Source organism: Oscillospiraceae bacterium CM (genome assembly GCA_022870705.1).
Taxonomy (GTDB): Bacteria; Bacillota; Clostridia; order Oscillospirales; family Oscillospiraceae; genus Sporobacter.
This window is the reverse complement of record CP072107.1, coordinates 1006587-1030589: the sequence shown is the minus strand read 5'-3', so window position 1 is coordinate 1030589 and position 24003 is coordinate 1006587. Positions and strand designations below refer to the sequence as shown.

General features: G+C 56.4%; 25 protein-coding genes. 5 read left to right on the top strand and 20 right to left on the bottom strand.

Going from position 1 to position 24003, the window contains the following annotated elements; all coding sequences use genetic code 11:
• Positions 1-107: 107 nt before the first annotated feature.
• The 20 genes from IZU99_05170 to IZU99_05075 form a co-directional block, all read right to left on the bottom strand.
• The gene (locus IZU99_05170) at positions 108-665 is read right to left on the bottom strand and encodes a biotin transporter BioY (GenBank protein UOO38638.1); all 558 of its coding nucleotides are present in this window, start codon (positions 663-665) and stop codon (positions 108-110) included.
• The gene (locus IZU99_05165; GenBank protein UOO38637.1) at positions 662-1666 is read right to left on the bottom strand and encodes a biotin--[acetyl-CoA-carboxylase] ligase; all 1005 of its coding nucleotides are present in this window, start codon (positions 1664-1666) and stop codon (positions 662-664) included. The genes IZU99_05170 and IZU99_05165 overlap by 4 nt, the downstream gene beginning before the upstream one ends.
• A gap of 100 nt (positions 1667-1766) precedes the next feature.
• Positions 1767-3182, bottom strand: coding sequence for an Asp-tRNA(Asn)/Glu-tRNA(Gln) amidotransferase subunit GatB (gene gatB, locus IZU99_05160; protein UOO38636.1), 1416 nt, complete (start codon positions 3180-3182; stop codon positions 1767-1769).
• The gene (gatA, locus tag IZU99_05155) at positions 3179-4630 is read right to left on the bottom strand and encodes an Asp-tRNA(Asn)/Glu-tRNA(Gln) amidotransferase subunit GatA (protein ID UOO38635.1); all 1452 of its coding nucleotides are present in this window, start codon (positions 4628-4630) and stop codon (positions 3179-3181) included. The genes gatB and gatA overlap by 4 nt, the downstream gene beginning before the upstream one ends.
• A complete protein-coding gene (locus IZU99_05150; protein ID UOO38634.1) occupies positions 4627-4914 on the bottom strand; it encodes a hypothetical protein in 288 nt (95 codons plus the stop codon). The genes gatA and IZU99_05150 overlap by 4 nt, the downstream gene beginning before the upstream one ends.
• Before the next feature lie 131 nt (positions 4915-5045).
• Positions 5046-6773 carry an aspartate--tRNA ligase gene (aspS, locus tag IZU99_05145; protein ID UOO38633.1) on the bottom strand — a complete coding sequence of 576 codons (1728 nt, stop codon included), beginning with the start codon at positions 6771-6773 and terminating at the stop codon, positions 5046-5048.
• Positions 6774-7104: 331 nt separating this feature from the next.
• The gene (gene phoU / locus IZU99_05140) at positions 7105-7761 is read right to left on the bottom strand and encodes a phosphate signaling complex protein PhoU (protein UOO38632.1); all 657 of its coding nucleotides are present in this window, start codon (positions 7759-7761) and stop codon (positions 7105-7107) included.
• Complete coding sequence (pstB, locus tag IZU99_05135; protein ID UOO38631.1) at positions 7761-8510, bottom strand: phosphate ABC transporter ATP-binding protein; 750 nt, start codon at positions 8508-8510, stop codon at positions 7761-7763. Before pstB ends, phoU begins: the two co-directional genes overlap by 1 nt.
• Before the next feature lie 148 nt (positions 8511-8658).
• Entirely contained in the window at positions 8659-9501 is an 843-nt protein-coding gene (locus IZU99_05130; GenBank protein ID UOO38630.1) for a DegV family protein, read from the bottom strand.
• A gap of 29 nt (positions 9502-9530) precedes the next feature.
• A complete protein-coding gene (locus tag IZU99_05125; GenBank protein UOO38629.1) occupies positions 9531-10313 on the bottom strand; it encodes an acetyl-CoA carboxylase carboxyltransferase subunit alpha in 783 nt (260 codons plus the stop codon).
• A gap of 7 nt (positions 10314-10320) precedes the next feature.
• The gene (gene accD, locus IZU99_05120; GenBank protein ID UOO38628.1) at positions 10321-11172 is read right to left on the bottom strand and encodes an acetyl-CoA carboxylase, carboxyltransferase subunit beta; all 852 of its coding nucleotides are present in this window, start codon (positions 11170-11172) and stop codon (positions 10321-10323) included.
• Positions 11169-12488: an acetyl-CoA carboxylase biotin carboxylase subunit gene (locus IZU99_05115; protein UOO38627.1), complete on the bottom strand. Its 1320-nt coding sequence runs from the start codon at positions 12486-12488 to the stop codon at positions 11169-11171. Before IZU99_05115 ends, accD begins: the two co-directional genes overlap by 4 nt.
• Positions 12489-12548: 60 nt before the next feature.
• Positions 12549-12965 carry a 3-hydroxyacyl-ACP dehydratase FabZ gene (gene fabZ, locus IZU99_05110; GenBank protein UOO38626.1) on the bottom strand — a complete coding sequence of 139 codons (417 nt, stop codon included), beginning with the start codon at positions 12963-12965 and terminating at the stop codon, positions 12549-12551.
• 34 nt (positions 12966-12999) lie between these two features.
• A complete protein-coding gene (accB, locus tag IZU99_05105) occupies positions 13000-13428 on the bottom strand; it encodes an acetyl-CoA carboxylase biotin carboxyl carrier protein (GenBank protein UOO38625.1) in 429 nt (142 codons plus the stop codon).
• Between the two features lie 67 nt (positions 13429-13495).
• Positions 13496-14722, bottom strand: coding sequence for a beta-ketoacyl-ACP synthase II (gene fabF / locus IZU99_05100; protein UOO38624.1), 1227 nt, complete (start codon positions 14720-14722; stop codon positions 13496-13498).
• Between the two features lie 17 nt (positions 14723-14739).
• Positions 14740-15474, bottom strand: a complete 735-nt coding sequence (gene fabG / locus IZU99_05095; protein ID UOO38623.1) for a 3-oxoacyl-[acyl-carrier-protein] reductase — start codon at positions 15472-15474, stop codon at positions 14740-14742.
• On the bottom strand, positions 15467-16387 hold the full coding sequence (fabD, locus tag IZU99_05090) for an ACP S-malonyltransferase (protein ID UOO38622.1): 921 nt from the start codon (positions 16385-16387) through the stop codon (positions 15467-15469). The genes fabG and fabD overlap by 8 nt, the downstream gene beginning before the upstream one ends.
• Before the next feature lie 74 nt (positions 16388-16461).
• Positions 16462-16683, bottom strand: a complete 222-nt coding sequence (locus tag IZU99_05085; protein ID UOO38621.1) for an acyl carrier protein — start codon at positions 16681-16683, stop codon at positions 16462-16464.
• A 63-nt stretch (positions 16684-16746) separates the two neighbouring features.
• Positions 16747-17706 (bottom strand): ketoacyl-ACP synthase III, encoded by a 960-nt coding sequence (locus tag IZU99_05080; GenBank protein UOO38620.1) that lies wholly within the window; start codon positions 17704-17706, stop codon positions 16747-16749.
• Positions 17703-18158 (bottom strand): MarR family transcriptional regulator, encoded by a 456-nt coding sequence (locus IZU99_05075; protein ID UOO38619.1) that lies wholly within the window; start codon positions 18156-18158, stop codon positions 17703-17705. Before IZU99_05075 ends, IZU99_05080 begins: the two co-directional genes overlap by 4 nt.
• A gap of 421 nt (positions 18159-18579) precedes the next feature.
• Here IZU99_05075 and aroF point away from each other — a divergent pair, with 421 nt between their 5' ends.
• The 5 genes from aroF to aroC all read left to right on the top strand — a co-directional run bounded on the left by aroF (position 18580) and on the right by aroC (position 23992).
• Positions 18580-19587 (top strand): 3-deoxy-7-phosphoheptulonate synthase, encoded by a 1008-nt coding sequence (gene aroF / locus IZU99_05070; GenBank protein UOO38618.1) that lies wholly within the window; start codon positions 18580-18582, stop codon positions 19585-19587.
• Positions 19584-20420, top strand: a complete 837-nt coding sequence (locus tag IZU99_05065) for a prephenate dehydrogenase/arogenate dehydrogenase family protein (protein ID UOO38617.1) — start codon at positions 19584-19586, stop codon at positions 20418-20420. Before aroF ends, IZU99_05065 begins: the two co-directional genes overlap by 4 nt.
• Positions 20417-21466: a 3-dehydroquinate synthase gene (aroB, locus tag IZU99_05060; protein ID UOO38616.1), complete on the top strand. Its 1050-nt coding sequence runs from the start codon at positions 20417-20419 to the stop codon at positions 21464-21466. The genes IZU99_05065 and aroB overlap by 4 nt, the downstream gene beginning before the upstream one ends.
• 162 nt (positions 21467-21628) lie before the next feature.
• On the top strand, positions 21629-22897 hold the full coding sequence (gene aroA, locus IZU99_05055; protein UOO38615.1) for a 3-phosphoshikimate 1-carboxyvinyltransferase: 1269 nt from the start codon (positions 21629-21631) through the stop codon (positions 22895-22897).
• Positions 22898-23992, top strand: coding sequence for a chorismate synthase (aroC, locus tag IZU99_05050; GenBank protein ID UOO38614.1), 1095 nt, complete (start codon positions 22898-22900; stop codon positions 23990-23992).
• Positions 23993-24003 lie beyond the last annotated feature (11 nt).

Genomic DNA, 24003 nt, shown 5'->3' with positions numbered 1-24003 from the left:
GATATTTGCCATCAGTTTACCATAGCGCCACCTGTTTTGCAAAAGGCTCTTACGGCAGAAAAAAGCTGGGGCGGACACACTGTCTACCCCAGCTCGCGCTGCATACTTTATATCACTTGTTTTTTCAGCGTTTTTCGCAGAACCGGTGCGATGAGGGAGGCTAAAGCGATTTTTATCGCGTCGCCGAGAAGAAACGGCAGGACGCACAGCGTGAGCGCCTTTTGAAACGGTGCCCCAGTGACATGAATAAACCAGGCCGTGCCGCAGGCGTACAGCACGATCGTCCCAAGTACCATCGCAACTGGATATATCCACTTCTTAAGCTCAAATTTATCAACAAGCAGGCCGATAACAAAAGCGCACGGGATATACCCGATGATAAAGCCGCCCGTTACGCCAACCAGCTTTTGCACCCCGCCGGTAAACCCGGAGAAGACCGGCAGGCCGACAGCGCCGAGCAGAATGTAAACGATCACGGCAAGTGTCCCGTATTTCCAGTTGAGGACCGAGGCCGCAAGGTAAATCGCGAGCGTCGCCAGCGACAGCGGGATCGGGCCGATCGGAATCACGAAGGGGGACGCCACGCAGATCAGCGCTGCGAAAAGCGCTGTAAATACCATGTTTCTGATGCTCATGTTTTTCATTTTTATTTCCCTGTCTTTCATTTATTATCTGTGCCGCATGGCGCACGGCGCGGCCGGACGCGCACCTCACCGGACGAAAGCGCCTCAATCGACCCGTCATCATATCGAACAATCAGACGGCAGTCATCGTCAATATCGATGGCGCAGGCTTTTCGCGTTTTGTCACCTGCCAGAACGTCGACATCCTGGCCGATGAGAAACGAGCGCTTTTTGTAAGGCGTCAAAAACGGTTTATCACCGAGCTTCTCATAATACTGCCACAGGCGTTTTAAAACCTCGGCAATAAGGCGCGCCTTAACGCCGGACGGCGCCGCGCCCTCATAGAGCGCCCCCGCAACGTCGCGCAAGTCTTCTGGAAAACCGCCCGACGGCAGCGCCACGTTGATGCCGATGCCGACGACGACATAATCCAGACCGCCGCTTTCCATGTCGAACGCGCCCTCTGTCAGGATACCGCAGACCTTTTTGCCGCCGACAAATAAATCGTTGACCCATTTGATTGACGCCTGTTTGCCGGCGACGGCCTCGATAGCCTCGCAGGCGGCAACGGCGGCCGCTGCCGTTATCAGCGCGGCGTCCATCGCAGACAGGCGCGGCCGCAGCAAAAGGCTGAAGTAGACACCCGTGTCGCCAGGCGAGTAAAAGGAACGGCCTTGCCGCCCGCGCCCACTCGTCTGCTCACATGAGGCTAATACTGCCCCTTCCGGGGCTCCGTCAGACGCTTTTTCCTTTAGGGAAGCATTCGTCGAGGTCGTTTGTTTGACAACCTCTATTTTAAACGTCCCGGCGCGGTCGCCCAGGTGCTTTTCAATGGCAGCCGCGGAGAGGATATCGCTCTCCGGCAGCAGGCAGTAGCCTTTGTTCGTCACAGCCTGAATCTGATGACCTTCCTCTTCAAGTGCTTTCACGGCCTTCCAGACGGCGTTGCGGCTGACGAAAAGCCGCGCTGCCAGCGCACTGCCCGAAATGTACTGCCCCCTATTGTCTTCCAGCGCTTTTAAAACGGCGCTTTTCAATTCCATGCGCATCACCCGTCCAGCGTTTTGATTATTCTAAAAGAAAAAAAACACATTGTCAACATATCTTACGATATTGGTGACAATGTGTTTTGTGTTTTTAAATTCAGCCGATGATCAGCTTTTTCAGTTCTTCCTCAGCCGCAAGGGCGTTGGCGCGGCCTTTTGACTCGCGCATGACAGCCCCGACGAGCGCCTTGATGGCCTTTTCCTTACCGGCTTTATAATCGTCAACCGATTTAGGATTATCATCGATGGCTTTTTGGCACAGGGCTTTAAGTGCCGACGCGTCAAACCCCGCCATGTCCTCCTCCGTGATAAAGGCCGTTGCCGGTTTCCCGGTTTCAAGCATTTGCGAGAAGACACGCTTGGCGAGATTGCGGCTTATTTTATCGCTTTCCAGAAGCCGCGTGAGTTCACCAAGCTGCTCGGCAGTGACGGACGGCGACCAGTGCTCGCGCTCAGCTTCCGTCTGAATGACGCCGAACATCTGCGTCACCATGAACGTGGCGACTGTTTTAGGGTTTTGCACGCCCGCTGATGCCTTTTCAAAATAGTCGGATACAGCCCGGTATTTCGTCAGCATGCGTGCGTCGGCTTCCGGCACGCCGAGCTGTGACACATACCGCGCAAGCTTTTTATCCGGCAGCTCCGGCAGGCTGCTTTCAAGCTGCTCTAAAACGTCGTACGGCAGGATGACGGGAATAATGTCCGGATCGGGGAAATAGCGGTAATCATCGGCATTTTCCTTGCCGCGCAGGTTCGTCGTCTCGCCCGTATCGGCATCAAAATGCCGCGTCTCCTGCACGACGACACCGCCCGACGAGAGAATCTCCTCCTGCCGCTTAAACTCATGCTCGATGGCGGCAGCGACCGACGTGAAGGAATTGAGGTTTTTAATCTCGGCGCGGACACCGAAGGCCGTCTCCCCTTTCGGGCGCAGGGAAATGTTGACGTCGCAGCGCATGGAGCCTTCCTGCATGCGGCAATCCGACACACCGACGGCGCGGAGAATCGTCTGGAGCTTTTCGAGGTATTCCGTGGCCTCCTCGGCGCTTCTGAAATCGGGCTCTGAGACAATTTCGATGAGTGGGACCCCGCCGCGGTTATAATCGACAAATACAGCGCTGCCCTGATGGACGAGCTTGCCCGCATCCTCTTCGATGTGGATGCGCGTTAAATTGATGCGCTTGCCGCCGGACAGCTCGACCCAGCCGCCCTCGCACAAGGGCAGCTCATACTGCGAAATCTGATACGCCTTCGGCAGGTCGGGATAGACGTAATGCTTGCGCGCCATAACGGAATGCCTATTGATGCGGCAGTTCAAGGCAAGCCCCGCCGTGACGGCGTATTGGACGACGCTCTTGTTCAAGACGGGGAGACTGCCGGGCTGGCCCGTACAGATGGGGCAGCAGTGCGTGTTCGGCGCGCCGCCGAACGCCGTTGTGCAGGAGCAGAATATTTTAGACTTTGTTGAGAGCTCCACATGCGTTTCGAGCCCGATGACCATTTCGTACGTCACAGTGCCACCCCCATGTCAGCCGTCTTCAGATAAGACCGCGCCGTCTCGCGTTCGAAGGCGAGCGCCGCATTCAAGACCGTCGCCTCCCGGAAGCGACCGCCGATGAGCTGCAGACCAATCGGCAGGCTCTTGCTGTCCACGCCGCACGGAATCGACACAGCGGGAAGCCCAGCAATGTTTACGGAGCAGGTGCAGATATCCGTCTGATATGTCTCGACAGGCGAGAGGTCCGCGCCGAATTGCAGCGCTGTGACCGGCACTGTCGGCGTCAGGATTACGTCACAGCGGGCAAACATGTCGGAGAATTCACGGACAATGGCGCGCCGCAGCTGCTGCGCCTTATTGTAGTAGGCATCGTAATACCCGGCACTTAAAACATACGTGCCCAATAGAATCCGGCGGCGCACCTCTTTACCGAAGCCCTCCGTGCGCGTCCGGCAGATGAAATCGTTTAAATCGGAAAACGATGGCGCCTGGTGGCCGTATCGCAGGCCGTCATACCGCCCGAGGTTGGACGACGCCTCGGCGCAGGCGATGATATAATAAGTCGGCAAAACGTATTGAAGCAGCGGGAAATGAAGCGGCACAATTTCCGCCCCGAGCTTTTCATAAAGGGCAACGGCATCTGACAGCGCTTTGTCAACATCGCCGCTCAAGCCTTCGAAAAACTCGCTGGCTATACCGATTTTGAGCCCCTTGATATCACCCGTCAGTCTGTCCGCCACCGGGGCAGCACCGCGGGACGTCATATCGCCGGGGTCTTTCTCACAGATCGCATCAAAAACAAGCGCGGCATCCTCAACGCACGTTGTGATCGGCCCGATCTGGTCAAGCGATGAGCCGTAGGCAATGAGCCCACGGCGCGACACCGCGCCGTACGTTGGCTTCAGTCCGACGAGGCCGCAAAAGGACGCCGGCATACGGATGCTGCCGCCCGTATCGGAGCCGATGCCGTAAACGGCGATGTTTGCGGCCACGGCTGCGGCAACGCCGCCGGAGCTGCCCCCAGCGACATGCCCCAGATTGTGGGGGTTTTTTGAGCCGCCGAAATACGAATTTTCACACGTTGAGCCCATGGCGAATTCATCCATGTTGCCCTTGCCGACGAGGATGGCGTTTTGCGTGCCGAGCGCCTCCCAGATGGCGGCGTCATAAATGGGCACGTAGTTTTCCAGCATATGCGAGGCGCACGTCGTCGCGAGGCCTTTTGTTGATATATTGTCCTTCAGGCAAAACGGCACACCCTCCAGGGGTGCAAGCGCTTCGCCCCGGCAGAGCTTTTTGTCGACAGCGTCGGCTGCTGCAAGCGCCGCCTCTTTTGTCAGGGAAATATAGGCGTTGACCTGGGGGTTTACATCGTCAGCGGCCTTGAGATAGCGGACGGTCAGCTCCCGGCACGTCACTTCCCTGTTGGTCAGCAAATGGTGAACGGCTTGAATCGTCGTCATGATAAAAGCCCTCCCCGCTTCCGGGCGACAAAATAGCCGTCCTGCTGCGCACCGGCGTTTGATAGGATGTCGGAAACTGGGTACGACGGGACGAGAGAATCGTCACGCAGACACCACGAATCCTCTTCCATCTCCGCCTGCGGTATGTCAACAGCCGCCTGCGCGATCGTATCGGCAAATGCCAGAATGCTGCTGATGTCTTGAATCAGCGCCTCGGTATCCTCCCCGTCAAGTGACAGCTTTGAGAGCGCCGCGAGCTTTTTAAGTTCCTCGATTGTGATCATAACATCCACTCCTTTGTGCATAATCGCATGCACCTGTGGTTTTTCGTGTATGGGCGACGAGCCGTCTCCCGTGTTGTCCTTGTCTCATAAACGGGCGATTGATAATCGCCCCTACAAATATGACTTAAATCTTAACGTATCTTAATATGCACGTCCCTGAGCTGATGCTCCGTGACCTCGCAGGGTGCGCCCATCAGGAGGTCCTGCGCGTTGCCGTTTAAGGGGAAGGCTATGACGTCCCGGATCGTCTCTTCACCGGCAATCAGCATCACCATGCGGTCAACGCCGGGGGCCATGCCCGCGTGCGGCGGCGCGCCATATTGGAAGGCTGTGTAGAGGGCGCCGAAGCGCTGCTCCAGCTCCGCCTCCGAATACCCGGCAATTTCAAACGCCTTTTTCATAACTTCCGGCGAATGGTTGCGCACCGCTCCGGAGGACAGCTCGACGCCGTTACAGACAACATCATACTGATGGGCGAGAACGTCCAGCGGATTTTTCGTCTCAAGCGCATTAAGCCCGCCTTGCGGCATGGAAAACGGGTTGTGCGTAAACGCGATTTGATTCGTCTCGGCGTCGCGCTCGTACATCGGAAAATCAACGATGAAGCAGAATTCAAACGCGTCCTTTCGGACAATGCCAAGTGTTTCGCCAAGCCATGTTCGGATGAGCCCGGCAAATTTATTGACGTTTTCGAGGGCGTCACAGATGAAAAACAGCGTCTGTCCCTCTTTTATCGCACAGTGCGCCGTCAGATACGCCTTCTGCTCGTCGCTTAAAAACTTTTCAATTGGGCCTTTGAAAGCGCCGCCGGTCAGCGTGATATAACCAAGCCCCTTCATGCCGATGGACTGGGCGTATTTGAGTGAATTTTCAAAAAAGCTGCGGGTGCAGGCGGCGCAGTCGGCCACGATGCCGCGAACGGGCCTGTTTTTAAACGCGGCAAATTCAACGCCCGCAAAAAAGTCTGTCAAGTCGCAGATGACGAGCGGATTGCGCAAATCCGGCTTGTCGGTGCCATAGCACAGCATGGCGTCCTGAAACGTGATGCGCGGAAACGGCGTCGGTGTCACATCTTTGTCGGTGAACTGATGAAACGTGTCTGCCAGCACCGTCTCAGCGACGGTGAGCACATCCTCCTGTTCGGCAAAGGCCATCTCAAAGTCGAGCTGGTAAAACTCGCCCGGCGAGCGGTCGCCTCTGGCATCCTCATCACGGAAGCAGGGCGCCAACTGAAAATACTTATCAAAGCCGGACACCATGAGCATCTGCTTAAACTGCTGCGGCGCCTGCGGTAAGGCGTAAAACTTCCCCTTGTGCTTTCGGCTCGGGACAAGATAATCCCGCGCGCCCTCCGGCGACGACGCCGTTAAGATCGGCGTCTGAATCTCCAGAAAGCCCAGCTCTTCCATCCGGCGTCTTAAAAAGCTCAATATTTTCGCCCGCAGGACGATGTTCTGGTGGATAACCGGGTTGCGCAGGTCGAGGAAGCGGTATTTCAGGCGAACCTCCTCGCGCGTTGAAACAGAATCGCGGATATCAAACGGCAGAGCGTTCTTACAGGTGCCCAAAAGCGTCAGACGCTCGGCGGCCAACTCAACGGTGCCGGTCAGCAGCTTTTCATTGACGGTTTCACTGTCACGCGCGCGCACCGATCCGGCGACGGCGACGACCGCTTCACGATTGACCCCGTCCAAAAGCGTATCATCGTGGATAACGATCTGTGTGACGCCCGTCTCGTCCCGCAGGTCAAGGAATTTGACGCCGCCGTGGTCGCGGATCGTGTCAACCCACCCGGCAAGTGTGACGGCCTGGCCGATATGCTCCTGTCGCAGCGCGCTGCAGGAATGTGTTCTGTACATGAAAAGCCCTCCTAAAATGCAAAAAAGCCCGGAAATTATCAACATAATTCCCGGGACGAGCAGCTTTTACTGCCCGCGGTGCCACCCGCATTGACGCGGCAGGCCGCGTCCACTTTCTATTCAGTTTCCGGTCTCATCGAAGTGTTCTCCAGCTTTCTACTCATCCGCATCGCGCTCTCAGTCGGTGGCGCGAGTTCTCTGTCGGACTTTCCATCAAAGCGGCGTCTTCGCCGATATTATATGATATACGAAAATTTCTGTCAACTGTCAATCTCAAATGACTGCTTTGTGACAGCTTTCCCGATGCCGCGCCGCGTTATGCAGGGTTCGGTCAGATGCCGCCGAGCTTCGGGTGGCTGCCGGTGATGGAATATTCGACCCATTCGGCAACGTTGACGGCATGGTCGCCGATGCGCTCAAAATACTTAGCGATCATGAGAAGATCGAGAAAGATTTCGCCCCGCTTGTCGCCGCCGGATATTAAATCAATGAGCTCTTCCTTAATCGCCCGGAATTGGTCGTCGACAATGTCGTCGTAATCAACGACGGAACGGGCCAGCGCAATATCCTTTTTGACGAAGGCGGAGACGGCGTCTGCCACCATTTCGGTTGTGGCGTGCGCCATGTCGGCAAGATGCAGCTTTTCAATCAGCGCGCCCTCACCGGAGACATATGATGTGATTTCCGCAATATCGTAAGCCTGGTCACCGATGCGTTCCATATCGGAGATCATTTTCATCGCGGCGGAAATAAGGCGCAGGTCTCGCGCCACGGGCTGCTGCTGCAGGAGCAGCCGGAGGCACATGTTCTCGATTTCGCGCTCTTTCTGATCGATGCCGCGCTCGGCGGTTTTGGCGCTCTCTCTGAAAAATTCCGTCCCTTCCGTCAGCGCCTTGGCGCAGGAGGAAATCGCCTCCTTGCACAAGGCCCCCATATCAACAAGCTCGTGATTGAGCCGATCAAGCTGCTCTTCAAAGCGGGTTCTCATCAGCCGAACCTCCCCGTTATGTAGTCCTCCGTCCGTTTATCCTTTGGAACGGAAAAGAGTGATTCCGTATTGCCGAATTCAACGATTTCGCCCAGCAGAAAAAAGGCCGTCTTATCGGAAATGCGCGCGGCCTGCTGCATATTATGCGTGACGATGATGATGGTGTAGTGCTCCTTAAGCTCTAAAATGAGCTCTTCTATTTTCGAGGTGGAGATCGGGTCCAGCGCGCTCGTCGGCTCATCCATCAGGAGAACGTCCGGCACGACCGCAAGCGCCCGGGCGATGCAAAGCCGCTGCTGTTGCCCGCCGGAGAGGCCAAGCGCGTTTTTTTTGAGCCTGTCTTTTACCTCATCCCAGATGGCGGCGCCCTTGAGGGAGCGCTCGACAAGGTCATCCAGCACGGCCTTGCCGCGAACGCCGTGAACTCTGGGCCCATAGGCGACGTTGTCGTAAATGCTCATGGGAAAAGGATTCGGTTTTTGAAACACCATGCCAACGCGCTTACGAAGCAGGCCCAAATCCATCGCGCCATAAATGTTTTGGCCGTCAAGCAAAACTTCCCCGGTGATACGGCAGCCCTCGACAAGGTCATTCATCCTGTTGAGCGTCTTCAAGAGCGTTGACTTCCCACAGCCGGAAGGGCCGATAAACGCCGTTATCTCCCCGGCCGGAATATTCAGATTAACATCCTTCAGCGCCTGAAAGCCGCTGTAAAAAAGGTCCAGCGACCGGACGGTTATTTTATCCATAAAGACCCTCGCCGTCTTTCAATTTATCATCCTGCCCAACGGGGGACAGTTATGCGTTATTTTATTAAACAACACAAAAGTAAAAGCTGTTATAGCGGCTATGTTAAATCTGCGTTAACTCAGCATATCCGGAATAACAGCTTTTTATTTATTTTCTGATAAACAAAATTCCCAGCGTTTTCGGGCCGCAGTGACAGGAGACGGCGCAGCCGGCGCGTGTTTCAAGCACCTCGTCAAAATGAGCGTAGCGGGCAACGGCCTCTCTCGCGCCTTGAACGGCCTCGGGCGTCGCTTCCGGGTGCGTGATAAACAGGCGCTCCGTTACAATATCGTTCCGGCCTTCGAGCTTGTCTCGGACGTACGTGCCGACGCAGCTTTCAAACGGGCCGCGATATTTTTTGGTAACCATCATTTTTCCGCCGATGATTTCAACGCAGGTGCGCAGATGGAGGATGTTTGCGCCGAGCGCCGTTGCCAGCGAGCAGCGCCCCCCCTTGAATATGTAATCAAGCCGGTCGATGAGGAAGCTCGCCTCTACACGGTCAACAAGTGCGCTTAGCTTTTCAAGAATCTCTGCCGTGTCGAGGCCTTCTTCAGCCATTTTCGCCGCTTCAATAACGACGTGGCCCTGCCCCGTTGAAAGATTTTTCGTATCGAAGGCGAAAACGTTATTGTGCACCTTCGCCGCGGCACAGGCATTCACATGACACATTGAAAACGAGGCCCCAAGGCTTAAGTGAATAACGGCGTCGTATTTGGCGGAAAACGCATCAAAAAAGCGGATGTAATCAAAGGTGTTAACGGCAGCCGTTGTACAAAAGTCGCCCGTTTGCTCAACATAACGGAAGATGTCTGCCGGGGTGATATCGACGCCGTCGCGGTAAGATTTTCCGTTTTTCAGAATCGTGAGCGGAATGACGGAAATATCATAACGGTCAAGCAGTTCTTGGGAGAGATCGCAGGTACTGTCCGACGTGATTTTGATCCTCATGGGCTCCCTCCTCTTCCAATCGGCGGCTGCTATCGTCCTGAGCCGATTCTTCTGAATCTGTTATACCGGTTATTTGTCAGCTCTTCCTGGCCGACAAGCTGCATTTTTTTGATCCAGGCACCAATGTCACCGGCGAGCGAGGCAAACAGGCGGTCGGTATCGCCGCCGCGTTCGGGGATAATGCGCTCGACAACGCCAAGCTCAAAGGCGTCTTTGGCCGTGAGCTTCAAACTCTCGGCCGCCTCGGCCGCCTTATCCACATCGCGCCACAAAATATTAGCGCAGCTCTCCGGCGCGATGACGGAATACGTCGCGTTCTCGAGCATCCACACTTCGTCGGCAACGGCGAGGGCGAGTGCACCGCCGCTGCCGCCCTCGCCGATCATGACAGACAAGACCGGCACCCGGAGCGCCATCATCTCCATAATGTTTTCGGCAATCGCCTGACCCTGCCCGCGCTCTTCGGCACCGATACCGGGGTACGCGCCGGACGTATCAACAAAACAGACAACGGGGCGGCGAAACTTTTCGGCCTGTTTCATCAGACGCAGCGCTTTGCGGTACCCTTCCGGGTTTGCCATACCGAAATTGCGCTTGATACGACTTTTCGTATCGCGCCCTTTTTCGGAAGCTATCACCGTGACGGGAACGCCCTCCAAAAAGGCGACACCGCCGACGATAGCCGGATCGTCGGCAAAGCGGCGGTCACCATGCATTTCAATGAAGCTGTTGAATATCCGATCAATAAAGTCAAGGCCTGTCTGGCGATCCTTTGACCGCGCGGCTGTGACGTATTCATAAGCAGTTTTCATATGACACCTAACCCCTATGCATTGACAAAAGCGTCGAGATGACGCGCCGCTGTTCGGCACGCGGGACGATCATGTCGACAAAGCCGTGCTCCAAAACCGTCTCCGCCTTTTGGAAACCGGCCGGCAGCTTTTTACGCACGGTCTGCTCAACGAGCCGCGCCCCGGCAAAGCCGATCGTCGCGCCCGGCTCGGCGATGATGATATCACCCTCCATGGCGAAGCTGGCTGTGACGCCGCCCGTTGTCGGGTCTGTGAGAATTGTCAAATATAAAAGTCCGGCATCGCTGTGCCGTTGCACGGCGCCGCTCGTTTTGGCCATTTGCATGAGCGAGAGAATCCCCTCCTGCATGCGTGCCCCGCCGGAGACGGTGCAGCCAATGACCGGCAGACGCTTTTCCGTTGCATATTCAAACAACCGCGTGATTTTCTCACCCACGACAGTGCCCATGCTGCCCATCATGAAGTACGGCTCCATGACGAAAAGCGCGCAGGGATTCAGGCCGACCGTCGCTTCACCGCAGATGACGGCCTCCTTCTCACGGGCGGAGACACGGATGCTCTCCAGCTTTTCCTTGTAACCCGGGAAATTGAGCAGGTCAACGCTTTCCATGTCGCCATACAGCTCGCGGAAGCTGTCCTTATCCGTCAAAAAGCGGATTCTCTGGCGGGAGTTCATGCGGAAGCAGTGCCCGCAGCGGCAGACGTGCAGGTTTTCCCACAGTAGGCTCAGTGGAATGTCATTACCGCAGGCGGGGCATTTTTCTGAAATCTCATACTCCGTCTCGGCCTTGCGGGGCGGCAGCCGCCCGCCCTTTTCCAGCTCGTTTTTCGGCTTCTTAAAAAACGCGTCCAGCGTCATGTGCGTTCACCACGTTCTTTTATAAAATTAGTATTGTAATCACCCCGAATAAAGACCGGGTCGCTCACAATTGATATCTGCTCGTCGATGTTGTTGGCCACGCCGTCAATGACAAGCTCGCAGAGGGACGCCTGCATTTTTCGGATGGCCTCCTCGCGCGTTTTGGCATGCACAATAAGCTTGCCTAACAGAGAGTCATAAAACGGCGGAACGACGTATCCCGTCCACAAGGCGCTGTCAAAGCGGACGCGCGGCCCGCCCGGGATGTGCAAAAACGTTACCTTCCCGACGGCGGCGGCATTGATTCGGCATTCAATCGAACTGCCCTCAATGACAATGTCCTTCTGGGTGACGTCAAGCGGGACGCCCGCGGCGATTCGTATCTGCCATTTGACAATATCGATGCCGGTGACCTGCTCAGTGATCGCGTGCTCAACCTGCAGCCGGACGTTCATTTCCATAAAATAAAATTTGCCGTTTAGATCGAGCAGGAATTCAATCGTCCCGGCGTTGCAGTAACCGACCGTTTTAGCGGCTTTGATGGCCGCCTGCGTCATCTCCGCGCGCAGCGTGTCGTTAACGCCAGGGGATGGCGACTCTTCAATGAGCTTTTGGTTGTTGCGCTGAATCGAGCACTCGCGCTCGGCGAGACAAACTGTGTTGTGCGTCTCATCGGCAAGAATCTGAATCTCGATATGCTTGGCAGGCTTGATCTGTTTTTCGAGATAGACGGCCCCGTCACCGAACGCCTCCAGCGCCTCATGCGAGGCCGTTAAAAAGGCGTTTTCCATCTCCTCCGGCACGGTAATGATGCGGATACCCTTGCCGCCGCCGCCGGAGCGCGCCTTAATTAAAACAGGATAACCGATTTTTTCAGCCGCGTCGAGCGCCTCCTGCGCGTTATTTAATATATCGGTGCCCGGAATAATCGGGACGCCGGCCTTTTTCATCACCTGCCGCGCCTTGTCCTTGTCGCCCATCAGGGCGATGACCTCGGCTGACGGGCCGATAAACTCGATGCCGTTTTTAGCGCAGAGCTCGGCAAAGCGGGGGCTCTCCGACAAAAAGCCGTAGCCCGGATGAATGGCTTCGGCGTTTGTGATGAGCGCCGCGCTGATGATACGCTCGGCATTTAAATAGCTGTCAAGCGGTGAGGCCTCTCCGATGCAGACGCTCTGGTCAGCGAGCGCCACATGCAGGGATTCTTTGTCGGCTACCGAGTAGACGGCAACTGTCGAAATACCCATTTCCTTGCACGCCCGGATGATGCGGATGGCAACCTCGCCGCGGTTAGCGATCAGAATTTTTGAAAACACAGTGTCACCCCTAAAAGCCTGTCGTGTCATGAACACGATGCGGCTTATGATATTCGCGTGCTATGGCTTAATGAGGGCAAAGGAAAACGACGCCTTGACGCAAAGCTTACCGCCCACCGTGGCCTGCCCTTCGGCAAAGAAAAACGGCGGACGTGATTTCGTGATGACGCATTCCGTCTCAATGGTGTCGCCCGGCTTGACGGGCGACTTGAAACGGACATTGTCGATGCCCGTAAAATACGGGATGGCCCCTTCGGCATTGCCGTTTGCGAGCAGCACGCATGCCGACTGCGCGAGAATCTCGCACAGAATGACACCCGGCACAACAGGGTTTCCGGGAAAATGCCCCTTTAAAAACCACTCGTCCCCGCGCACATGATACGTGCCGCGGGCTTTGCCGTCAACCAGCTCAGCCGTCTCAATAAGCAGCATATTGTCGCGGTGCGGCAAAATTTTCATGATTTCTGTCTGATTCAAGCTCTCGTCCCCTTTGCCTTGCCGACGCGCGGCATTAATCCTGACTGATGCGGAACAGCGGATGACCGTATTCAACGATCTGCTTGTTCCCGGCGCAGATTTCCGTGATCACGCCGCTTTTTTCGGCGGTAATCTCGTTCATCATTTTCATCGCTTCGATGATGCACAAGACGTCGCCAACGTTGACATGATCGCCGAGCGAAACGTACGGCTGCTTGTCGGTCGCGGGCGCGGCATAGAAGACGCCGACCATCGGAGAGGTTACAGTATACGTCCCGGCGGCTGAATCCGGCACGGCAGCAACCGGCTCGGCTGCCTTTACTTCAACGGCGACAGGCGCTGCCTGCACAACGGCCGCGGCGCGTTCCAATCGGATACTGGCTGCGCCGTCGGTATAATCGAGTGTGACAAGGCCCATATCCCGCATGAGGGCCGCTAATTGCTTGATGTCGTTAAACTCCATTTTTTAGCCCCAATCCGCCGTCAGTAACGGCACTGTTATAATATGCATGAGCAAGCCGTTTGCTTGTTCAAATTTTCGCAAAAGCCACACACGCGTTGTGACCGCCGAAACCGATCGATACCGAGAGTGCCGCCGTCGGGTCGGCTTGGCGTGCCTCAAGCGGTACATAGTCAAGATCACACGCGGGGTCTTTTTCCCGGAGATTGGCTGTCGGCGGCACGATGCCGGTTTGGAGCGCCAAAACAGAGATAATGGCCTCGACGGCGCCGGCGGCACCGAGCATATGACCCGTCATCGACTTGGTGGAGCTGACAAGGATATCATCGATCCTGTCACCAAAGGCTTTTTTGACGGCAACGGTCTCGGAGGCGTCGTTAAGCGGCGTCCCGGTACCGTGCGCGTTTAAGTATATTTTCCCGTCAAACGCCCGGCCGTCTTCCAAAAACGCGTCACGAATGGCGCGGGCGCTCGATTCTGCCTGCGGGTCAGGTGCCGTAATATGATGGGCGTCACACGTTGAGCCGTAGCCCACGACCTCGGCGTAGATTTTCGCGCCGCGCTGCTTGGCGTGCTCGTATTCCTCCAAAATCAGCGTTCCGGCGCCCTCGCCCATGACGAAGCCGCCGCGGCGCTTGTCAAACGGCAGTGAGGCCGCATCCGGGTCAACAGATGTTGTGAGCGCCGTCATGTTCGTAAACCCGGCGATGGAAATCGGCATAACAGCAGCTTCGCTGCCGCCGGTAATGGCGGCGTCGGCATAGCCGTGCTTAATAGCGCGGAAGGCTTCGCCGATGGAGTTGGAGCCGGTGGCGCAGGCCGTCACGATGCACAGGCAGGTGCCTTTGGCACCAAAACGGATGGCAATGTTGCCGGCAGCGATATTGGAAATCATCATCGGGATAAAGAGGGGCGATACCTTTCTAGGCCCGCCTGCCATCAGCTTGTTCTGCTCCTCCGTCAGCGTATTGATACCGCCGATGCCGGAGCTGAAATAAACGGCGAGGCGTTCCGGGGAAACGTGCCCGATGATACCGCTATCCGCGACGGCCTGACATGCCGAAGCCATGGCGTACTGCGCGTACAAATCACTGCGGCGGGCGTCGCCCTTGTCCATATAGAGCAGCGGGTCGAAATCCTTGACCTCGGCGGCAAGCTTGGCTTTATAGTCGGTGCAGTCAAATTTTGTGATCGGGCCGATGCCGTGATGACCCGCAACGATGTTTTCCCACATCGTTTTGATATCATTGCCGACCGGGGTCACAGCGCCCAGACCTGTAACGACGACTCTGTTCATCTAATCTCTCCTGTCTCTTACATAGCAAGGCCGCCGTCCACACGAATAACCTCGCCGGTTATATAGTTGGAGCAGTCCTGCGCGAGAAATGCGGCCAATTCTGCGATCTCTTCGGCTTCCCCGACGCGCCCAAGCGGTATACCGGCCATCAGGGGGTTGTCAGCCGTGATATTCTCCGTCATATCCGTACGGATGAAGCCGGGGGCGATGGCGTTGCAGCAAACGTTGCGGGACGCCAGCTCCCGCGCGACGGATTTGGTCAGCCCAATGAGGCCCGCCTTCGACGCGGCGTAATTGGCCTGGCCGGGATTGCCGAACAGACCGGCAACGGAACTGATGTTTATAATTTTGCCGCTGCGCTTTTTCACAAACATCGAACAGCAGTGCCGGATCATATTGAAAGCGCCCTTGAGGTTTGTGTCAAGCACGTCGTCAAAGGCTTCTTCCTTCATCGACATTACGAGCCCGTCCTTTGTTATCCCGGCGTTATTGACGAGAATATCCACTGGGCCAAGGGCATTTTTAACGGCTTCCACCGTCTCTTTGACGGCATTAAAATCAGCCACATTGCATTGGAAGGCTTCCGCCCGGACTGATTTTTGGCGGGCCGCTTCGACAACCTCACGCGCTTTTTCTTCATTTCCGGCGTAAATAACGGCGATATCGGCGCCGAGTTCGGCAAATTTCAGGGCAATTGCCCTTCCGATCCCGCGTGACGCGCCCGTAATGATGGCCACTTTTCCGTTAAGCATGTGCGCTGACCTCCGCGACAGTTTTTTGAAGACTTTCCGCATCCTCAACGTTGAAGACGCGAACCGAATCGGATATTCTGGCAACAAGGCCTGAGAGAACTTTTCCGGGGCCAACCTCGATAAACGTATCGGCACCCTCGGAAATCATATTTTCAACTGTTTCGCGCCACCGAACGGGGCTTTTGATCTGCTGGGATAAGAGCGCTTTAAAATCATCCTCATATGGCCGCGCCGTGACATTTGAAAAAAGCATCAGCGACGGCGGTGTGACGACAAATTCTTCTAAATCGGTTAAAAAAGCGTCGGCAGCCGGTGCCATGAAGGGAGAATGAAAGCCGCCGCCGACTTTAAGCGGCATGGCTTTTCCGCCCTTTTCCTTGACGAGCGCTTTAAAACCTTCCAGCGCGTCAACGTCGCCGGAGACGACGACCTGACCCGGGCTGTTGAAATTAACAGGATAAACCTTGTCAAACGCTTGGCAGAGCGAAACGACCGTCTCATCGTCGAGCTTTAAAACGGCAACCATGGATGCGGGTGCTTCGTCGGACGCCTTTTGCATCCGCGCAGCGCGGCGGCAGACCATCCGAAAGCCAGCTTCGTATGTGACGGTGCCGGAAAATGCGAGCGCCGCGATTTCACCGAGGGAGAACCCAGCCAGCAGCTGCGGCTCGACACCGGCTTCTCTCAAAGCGGCAGCGGCGGCAAGATCAACGCAGAAAAGGCACGGCTGTGTGTTTTCCGTCCGCGTTAGCGCGGCGGGGTCGCCGTCAAAGCACTGCGCCGTCGTCCCCGGCCGAGCGCTGTCGGCCATATCGAACACCGCCCGCGCGGCGGCGCTGGTCTCATAAAGCGCCTTGCCCATGCCGATGTACTGGGCCCCCTGGCCTGAAAAAATAAACGCTGTCTTTCCCATTATCCGCTCCATCCGGTTTTACTCAAGTTTTGCCGCCCGCCGGATGACTCCGGCGGGTTTGACGGCAGGGGTCTTCAGCCCATTTTGGATTCAATAAACTTGGCGAGCTCGCCGACGGTTGCAAGCTTTTCCTCGAGCTCGATTTCGATGCCGAGATCCTCTTCCAGCTGCATGACCATTTCAACGGTGTCCAGCGAATCGATCCCGAGGGACTCAAAGGTGGTGTCTTCCGTAATTGTCTCCACGTCACTGCCGAAATGCTCCGCAATTAAAGCTGCAATTTTCTCAAAAACCATCTGTTATTCCTCCTGTTTGTATTATCATCCCCGGCGTTTGACAGCCCGGAATATAACCTGTATTCAGTCGCCCCAGCGGATGACGCACGCCGCGCTTGACAGGCCGCCGCCAAAGCTGCACAGGGCGATATAATCCCCGTTCTTAAACTGGCCGTCCCGGTGAAGCTCGTCGATTAAAATCGGGATGCTGGCCGCTGAGGTGTTGCCGTATTTTTCAATGTTTTTAGCAAAGCGTTCGGCCGGAATATCGAGCTTGCGCCCGGCCGCGTCAATAATGCGCAGATTGGCCTGGTGCGGAATCACCCACGCGATGTCGCTTTGTGTGATGCCCGCGCTCTCAATGACTTCGGCGAGGTCTCCCGCCATGGCGTTGACGGCAAACTTAAACGTCTCCTGGCCGTTCATTTTAATGTACGGCGACGGTGATTCGACCTGATAAAACGGCGATGTCCCCTGATAATTCGGAATTTTAATAACGGTATCGCCGCCCTTTGCAAAGAGCTTTGAGGACAGGTAGTTGTCGCCCGCACCCAAAACGGCGGCACCGGCGCCGTCGGCAAAAATGACGCAGGTGTTCCGGTCGGTCCAGTCGACAAGGCGGCTTAACCGCTCAGCCCCGACGACAAGCATTTTTTTCACCTTGCCGCGCGCAAAAAAACCGGCGGCCGTGTCCAGCATATAGATGAAGCCGCTGCACGCGGCGCTGATATCCATTGCCGGGCAGGAAGCGCCCAAAAGATTTTGAACCATGCATGCCATCGAGGGAGACGCGTCGTCTGCGCTGATGGTCGCGCAAAGGATCATATCGAGCTCCTCCGGCTTGACGCCGCTCATCTCAAGAGCTTTTTCCGCCGCCTTAAACGCCAGCTCCGATGCCGTTTCCGTCGTACAAACGCGCCGCTCACGGATGCCGACACGCTGTGCTATCCACTCATCCGAGGTTTCCACCATGGTGGACATTTCATCATTTGTCAATACGCGCTCTGGCACGTAATGACCTGTTCCGAGGATTTTAAAACTCATGTCGCTGCTCCAACGCCTTTTTCGAAAAATTTATTCAGCCTGGCGATGACGCGGACGACGTAGGCCTGCTCGTCTTCACCAAATTCATTCTCAATTTCATGGATCATGCTCAGATGGTAGCGCTTGTGATACGCGTCAATCTTCCGGCCCTCACGCGTGAGCGTGACGCGGACGACACGCCCGTCCGTCCGGCAGCTGTTTTTGCTGAGATACCCCTTCTTCTCCAGCTTGTTAACGGCAACCGTCACCGACGGTTTGGCCACCTTGAGGTAGTCGGCGATCTCGCTGACCGTCTTCCCGTTTTTATCGGTGCCGACGCATTCGATCAAGTGCATTTCACGGATCGTCAGGTCAATACGGCTGTTGTTTTGAAGAAACTCTTCTTCAAAACGGACGATATTGTGGTAGATCTGCATCAGCATATCATTGAGGGTTTTCTGGAAATTCTGCACGCTCTCACCGCCATCCGGCCGGCCTGCTCCGGCGTTATTTGATCTGTCTAAACCGATCAGCCGCTCAGCCAATTAGTTAGTCTAACTAATTATATCAGAGATTCTACTTGTTTATCCCGCAATTGTCAATAAGAACAAAAGGAAACAAATTGTAGATTTTTATTGACACGCCATGCCCATTATGCTAGAGTAAATGAAGTATTACCGTTGTTACGAGAGGTTTTTTTTATGAAAAACGTTCTTTTTGCAGGCACATATTACTACTTTTACTTTTTTAAAAGCGAAGTAAAGGCGATTTATGCTGCAAAAAGCGTGCACTCGTGAGTTACAGACGGTAACAAACAAGTTCGCAAGAGGCTTCGCAGTGTGATCGCTGCGAGGCCTTAGTTTTTTTCACAGACAATTGAGGAGGAACACAGTTATGGTAGCAGTATTAAAGCCGGGTGCCACCCAGCAGCAAGTTGACAGTCTGACAGAATGGTTTAAAAGCAGAGGGCTTGATGTGCACGTCTCCATCGGTTCGTACCGGACGATTCTCGGCCTGATCGGCGATACGAGCAAGGTGGATGTCGAGCTTTTGGAGAGCCTTGATATGGTCGAATCGGTCAAGCGCATCACCGAGCCGTTTAAAAGCGCCAACAGAAAGTTTCATCCGGACGACAGCGTGATTGATATCGGCGGTGGCCTTCTCATTGGCGGTGGGCATTTTCAGATCATTGCCGGGCCGTGCTCCGTCGAGTCGGCCGAGCAGATTACGAGTATCGCCGAAAGCGTTAAAGCCTCGGGCGCCACGATCCTTCGCGGCGGCGCGTTTAAGCCGCGCACCTCGCCGTATGATTTCCAGGGCCTGCGCGCCGAGGGCATTGAGCTTTTGCTGGAGGCCAAGAAAAAAACGGGCATGCCGATTATCACGGAGATCATGAACCAAAGCCATCTGCCGCTTTTCGAGGACGTTGACATTATTCAGGTCGGCGCACGGAACATGCAGAACTTTGAGATGCTCAAAGAGCTCGGCAAAACGCGCAAGCCGATTTTATTGAAGCGCGGCCTTGCCAATACGCTCAAAGAGCTTTTAATGAGCGCCGAGTATATCATGGCCGGGGGCAACGAGCGCGTTATTCTCTGCGAACGCGGTATCCGCACGTTTGAGACATATACGCGCAACACGCTCGACCTTTCCGCCGTGCCGATGCTGCGGGAGTTGACGCATCTGCCGGTTGTTATTGACCCGAGCCACGCAACCGGTACGGCCAAGCTTGTCAAGCCCATGGCACAGGCAGCGGCAGCCTGCGGCGCTGATGGCCTCATGATTGAAGTCCACAATGACCCGGCCAACGCCCTGTGCGACGGCGCACAATCCCTCACCCCCGAACAATTTCAAGAGGTTGCCGAAAGGGTGCGGCGGATCCGCGAGGTGCTAGGCGAATGACCATCGGAATCGTCGGCCTCGGCCTCATTGGCGGCTCCCTCGCCAAGGCCTATAAAGCGTGCCCCGGCATCACGGTGTTCGGTCACGACGCCGATGACGCCGTCTGCTCCATCGCGCAGGTCGCCGGGGCGATTGACAGCCCTTTGACAGCCGATAATATTGGCCGGTGCGACGTTTTGCTTCTGGCGCTCTATCCGAAGGATGCTGTTGAATATCTTGAAAAGGCCGCCCCAGCCATATCAAAAAAATCGCTCGTCATCGACTGCTGCGGCGTCAAGCGCTTTGTCTGCGACAGATGCTTCGCGCTTGCCGAGCAGTATGGCTTTACGTTCGTCGGCGGACATCCGATGGCCGGGACGCACAACGCCGGTTTTAAGTACAGCCGGGCAACGCTTTTTAAAGGCGCTTCGATGATCCTCGTCCCCCCTGTTTTTGACGATATTGGCCTGTATGACCGTCTTGAAAAGGCGCTCGAGCCCGTCGGCTTTGGGCACTTGACGATGACGACGGCCGAACGGCACGACGAGATGATCGCCTTTACGTCCCAGATGGCGCACCTCGTCTCCAACGCATTTATCAAAAGCCCGACGGCACGCCGCCACAAGGGTTATTCGGCGGGCAGCTACAAAGATTTAACGCGCGTTGCCTGGCTCAATCCAGACATGTGGTCGGAGCTGTTTCTTGAAAACAGCGACGCGCTGCTCCATGAGCTCGATTTTTTCATCGCGTCCGTGACAAAATACCGGGACGCGCTGGCGGCGGGCGACAGTCAGACACTGCGCGACCTGCTCAGCGAGGGCAAATTAATTAAAGAGGAACTGGACGGCCGATGAAAACGATTCAAGTAAACGCCTCCAAAACGTATGACATCTGTATTGAACGCGGCTTGCTTGCCGACGCGGGCGTGCGCATTCGTACCGCCTCCGGCGGCAGCACCTGCTGTGTCGTGACCGACGATGTTGTGAACGCCCTCTATGGCGATCAGCTTGTCGAGACGCTGTCAGCGGCCGGGTACACCGTCGTTCGATTTGTCATTGAGAACGGCGAAAGCTCTAAGAACGCTGAAAATTATATCAGACTTTTAAATTTTCTTGCCGACAGTCAGCTCACGCGCACAGATGTTGTCGCGGCTTTGGGCGGCGGCGTCGTCGGCGATCTGGCCGGTTTTGCCGCGGCCACCTACCTGCGCGGCATTCATTTCGTCCAGCTACCGACAACGCTTTTGGCCGCTGTCGATTCATCAATCGGCGGCAAAACAGGCATTGACCTCAACGCCGGAAAAAACCTGGCTGGCGCTTTTTATCAGCCCAACCTTGTTTTATGTGACCCCGACGTCATGAAAACGCTTCGTGACGAGACGTTTAAAGACGGCGTGGCTGAAATTATCAAATACGGCGTTATTGCCGACAAGACACTGTTTTCTATGCTTGCCGAGCCGATTGCGCCGCGCCTTGACGACATTATCGCCCGCTGCGACGCCATCAAGCGCGACGTCGTCTCCCGAGACGAGCGGGAATCCGGGCCGCGGAAGCTCTTAAACTTCGGCCACACCGTCGGCCACGCGATTGAAGCTTTAAGTAATTTTTCTATCTCACATGGGTGTGCCGTTGCCGTTGGCATGGCCGTCATCGCCCGGGCAAGCGCCAAATCGGGCTTTTGCAGCACAGAAACAAGCGCTTCGATAATAGATAGAATCCAGACAAACGGCCTGCCGACGGAAACAAACATAACGGCGGACGCACTGGCCCGCGCTGCCCGCAGCGACAAAAAGCGCAGCGGCGGCACCATCACGCTCGTCCTGCCGAAGGAAATCGGCGTTTGTACGCTGGAAGAGATGCCGGTCGACCGGCTTGAGGGCTTTTTCGCGCTGGGGCTGTAAACGTGCCAAACAGGCAGACACGCGGTCTGCCCCGACGGAATGATACGAAATGAATTGGGCAGACACATGGTCTGTCCCGACACAGGGCGGCCTCGCAAGAGCGGCGGGCGGATATGGAATCCGCCCCTACAGGATAAGGCCGCAGAATTAAGGAGCCTCTTGATGGATATCAAAATTACCCCTTCTCACCTCTCCGGTGCGCTCCCGGCTATCGCCTCGAAATCGCAAGCGCACCGGCTGCTGATTGCCGCGGCGCTGGCGAATGCGCCGTCACGCGTCGCCTGCGGCGAGACGTCCGCCGATATTGACGCTACAGCCGCGTGCCTTGGTGCACTGGGCGCGCAGATCACCTATCGTCACGGTATCTTTGAGGTTGTGCCCGTTCAAACGCCCGTCACCGGCGAGAAAGCACTCGACTGCCGGGAAAGCGGTTCGACACTGCGTTTTATGCTGCCCGTCTGCTGCGCGCTGGGCGCGACGACGGCGCTTCACATGAGCGGCCGCCTCCCAAACCGCCCGCTTTCCCCGCTATACGAGGAGCTGATCTCCCACGGCTGCGCTCTGTCACCGCAGGGCCAAAACCCGCTGCACACCGGCGGGCAGCTCCGGGGAGGGCGCTATACGATAGCGGGCAACATCTCATCACAGTATATCACCGGGCTTCTCTTTTCCCTCCCACTGCTCGGCGAGGACAGCGTCATCAACATCACCGGCGCCTTGGAATCCGGACCGTATGTCGACATGACGCTCGACGTGCTTAGCCGGTTCGGAATCACCGTCACCGCCGCCGAGAACCGCTTTATCGTCCCGGGAAATCAGACGTTTCGAGCGCCGGGGTCGGTGCGCGTCGAGGGTGACTGGTCAAACGCCGCCTTTTGGCTGTGCGCCGGGGCAATCGGCAAAGAAAGCGTTACCGTAACGAATCTCAGCGCGTCGTCCCTGCAGGGCGACAAGGCTGTTTTTACTGTTTTAAAGCGCTTCGGCGCAACTGTCACCGTCTCTGAGGATACCGTGACCGTCTCGCGCGGTACGCTTCGCGGTATTGACATCGACGCGGGCGACACGCCCGACCTTGTCCCGGTGCTGTCGGCTGTTGCTGCCGTCGCAGACGGGCAAACACGCATTTATAACGCCGGGCGGCTGCGTATTAAGGAAAGCGACCGGCTTAAAACCGTCACGGAGACGCTCTCGGCGCTTGGCGCCGACATCACGGAAACCGAGGACGGCCTTATCATATACGGCAAAAAGCGCCTCATCGGCGGGACGGTTCATGCCCACGGTGACCACCGCATCGCGATGACGGCCGCCGTGGCTTCCGCCGTCTGCGACGGCCCCGTCGTCATCACCGGGGCTGAGGCCGTCTCCAAATCGTACCCCGGATTTTTCAGTGATTTTGCCGCGATGGGCGGCACTTTTGAGGAGGTCGTTTAAATGGCATCCGTCTATGGGCAGAACATAAAAATTTCGATTTTCGGGCAGTCACATGGTGCGGCGATCGGCGTTGTCATCGACGGGCTGCCTGCCGGTGAAAGGCTCGATCTGGACGCGCTCGACCTGTTCTTATGCCGCCGTGCGCCGGGCAATAACAGCTATTCAACGCAGCGTAAGGAGCTCGACAGGCCGGAAATTCTCTCCGGCCTTGTGGACGGCGTGACGTGCGGCGCGCCGCTGGCGGCCGTCATCCGTAATACGAATACACGCTCCGGCGATTACGGCGACCTTCAGGATGTACCGCGCCCGGCGCACGCCGACTTTACGGCGCATATGAAGTTTCAGGGCGCCAATGATATTCGCGGCGGCGGTCACTTCTCCGGCCGCCTGACGGCTCCCCTCTGTATCGCCGGCGGCATCTGCCTTCAACTATTGCAGCGAGAGCAGATTCAGGTTGCCGCGCATATTGCCGCGCTTGGCGCTGTTGCCGACCGGCGCTTTGACCCGGCTCATATCACGTCCGGTGACCTTGCGCTGTTGCACGGTGCCGACTTCCCCGTACTTGACGACGCGGCGGGCAGCGCGATGCGCGCCTTGATTGACACGGCACGCGCAGACGGCGACTCTTTAGGCGGCATTATTGAATGCGCGGCTGTCGGCCTGCCTGTCGGGCTCGGTGACCCGATGTTTGACGGCATGGAAAGCCGCATCGCCGCCATTGTCTTCGGCATTCCGGCTGTGAAGGGCCTTGACTTCGGCAGTGGTTTTGACGGTGCGCGCCTGCGCGGGTCGGAGAACAACGACAGCTTTTACATGGACGGCGACACCGTTCGAACACGCACGAACAACCACGGCGGCATTCTTGGGGGCATTACGTCCGGTATGCCGCTTGTCTTCCGCGCCGCCGTCAAGCCGACGCCGTCGATTGCCAGGGAGCAAAAAAGCGTGAGCTTTTCCGGTAAAAAAGACGTGACGCTCTCCATCCACGGCCGTCACGACCCCACGATCGTCCCACGGGCCGTCCCTGTTATCGAGGCGGCCGCCGCTATTGCCGTTTTAGACGCGTTTATCGCCTTTAAGGGCTATCAAAGATAAGGAGCAACACC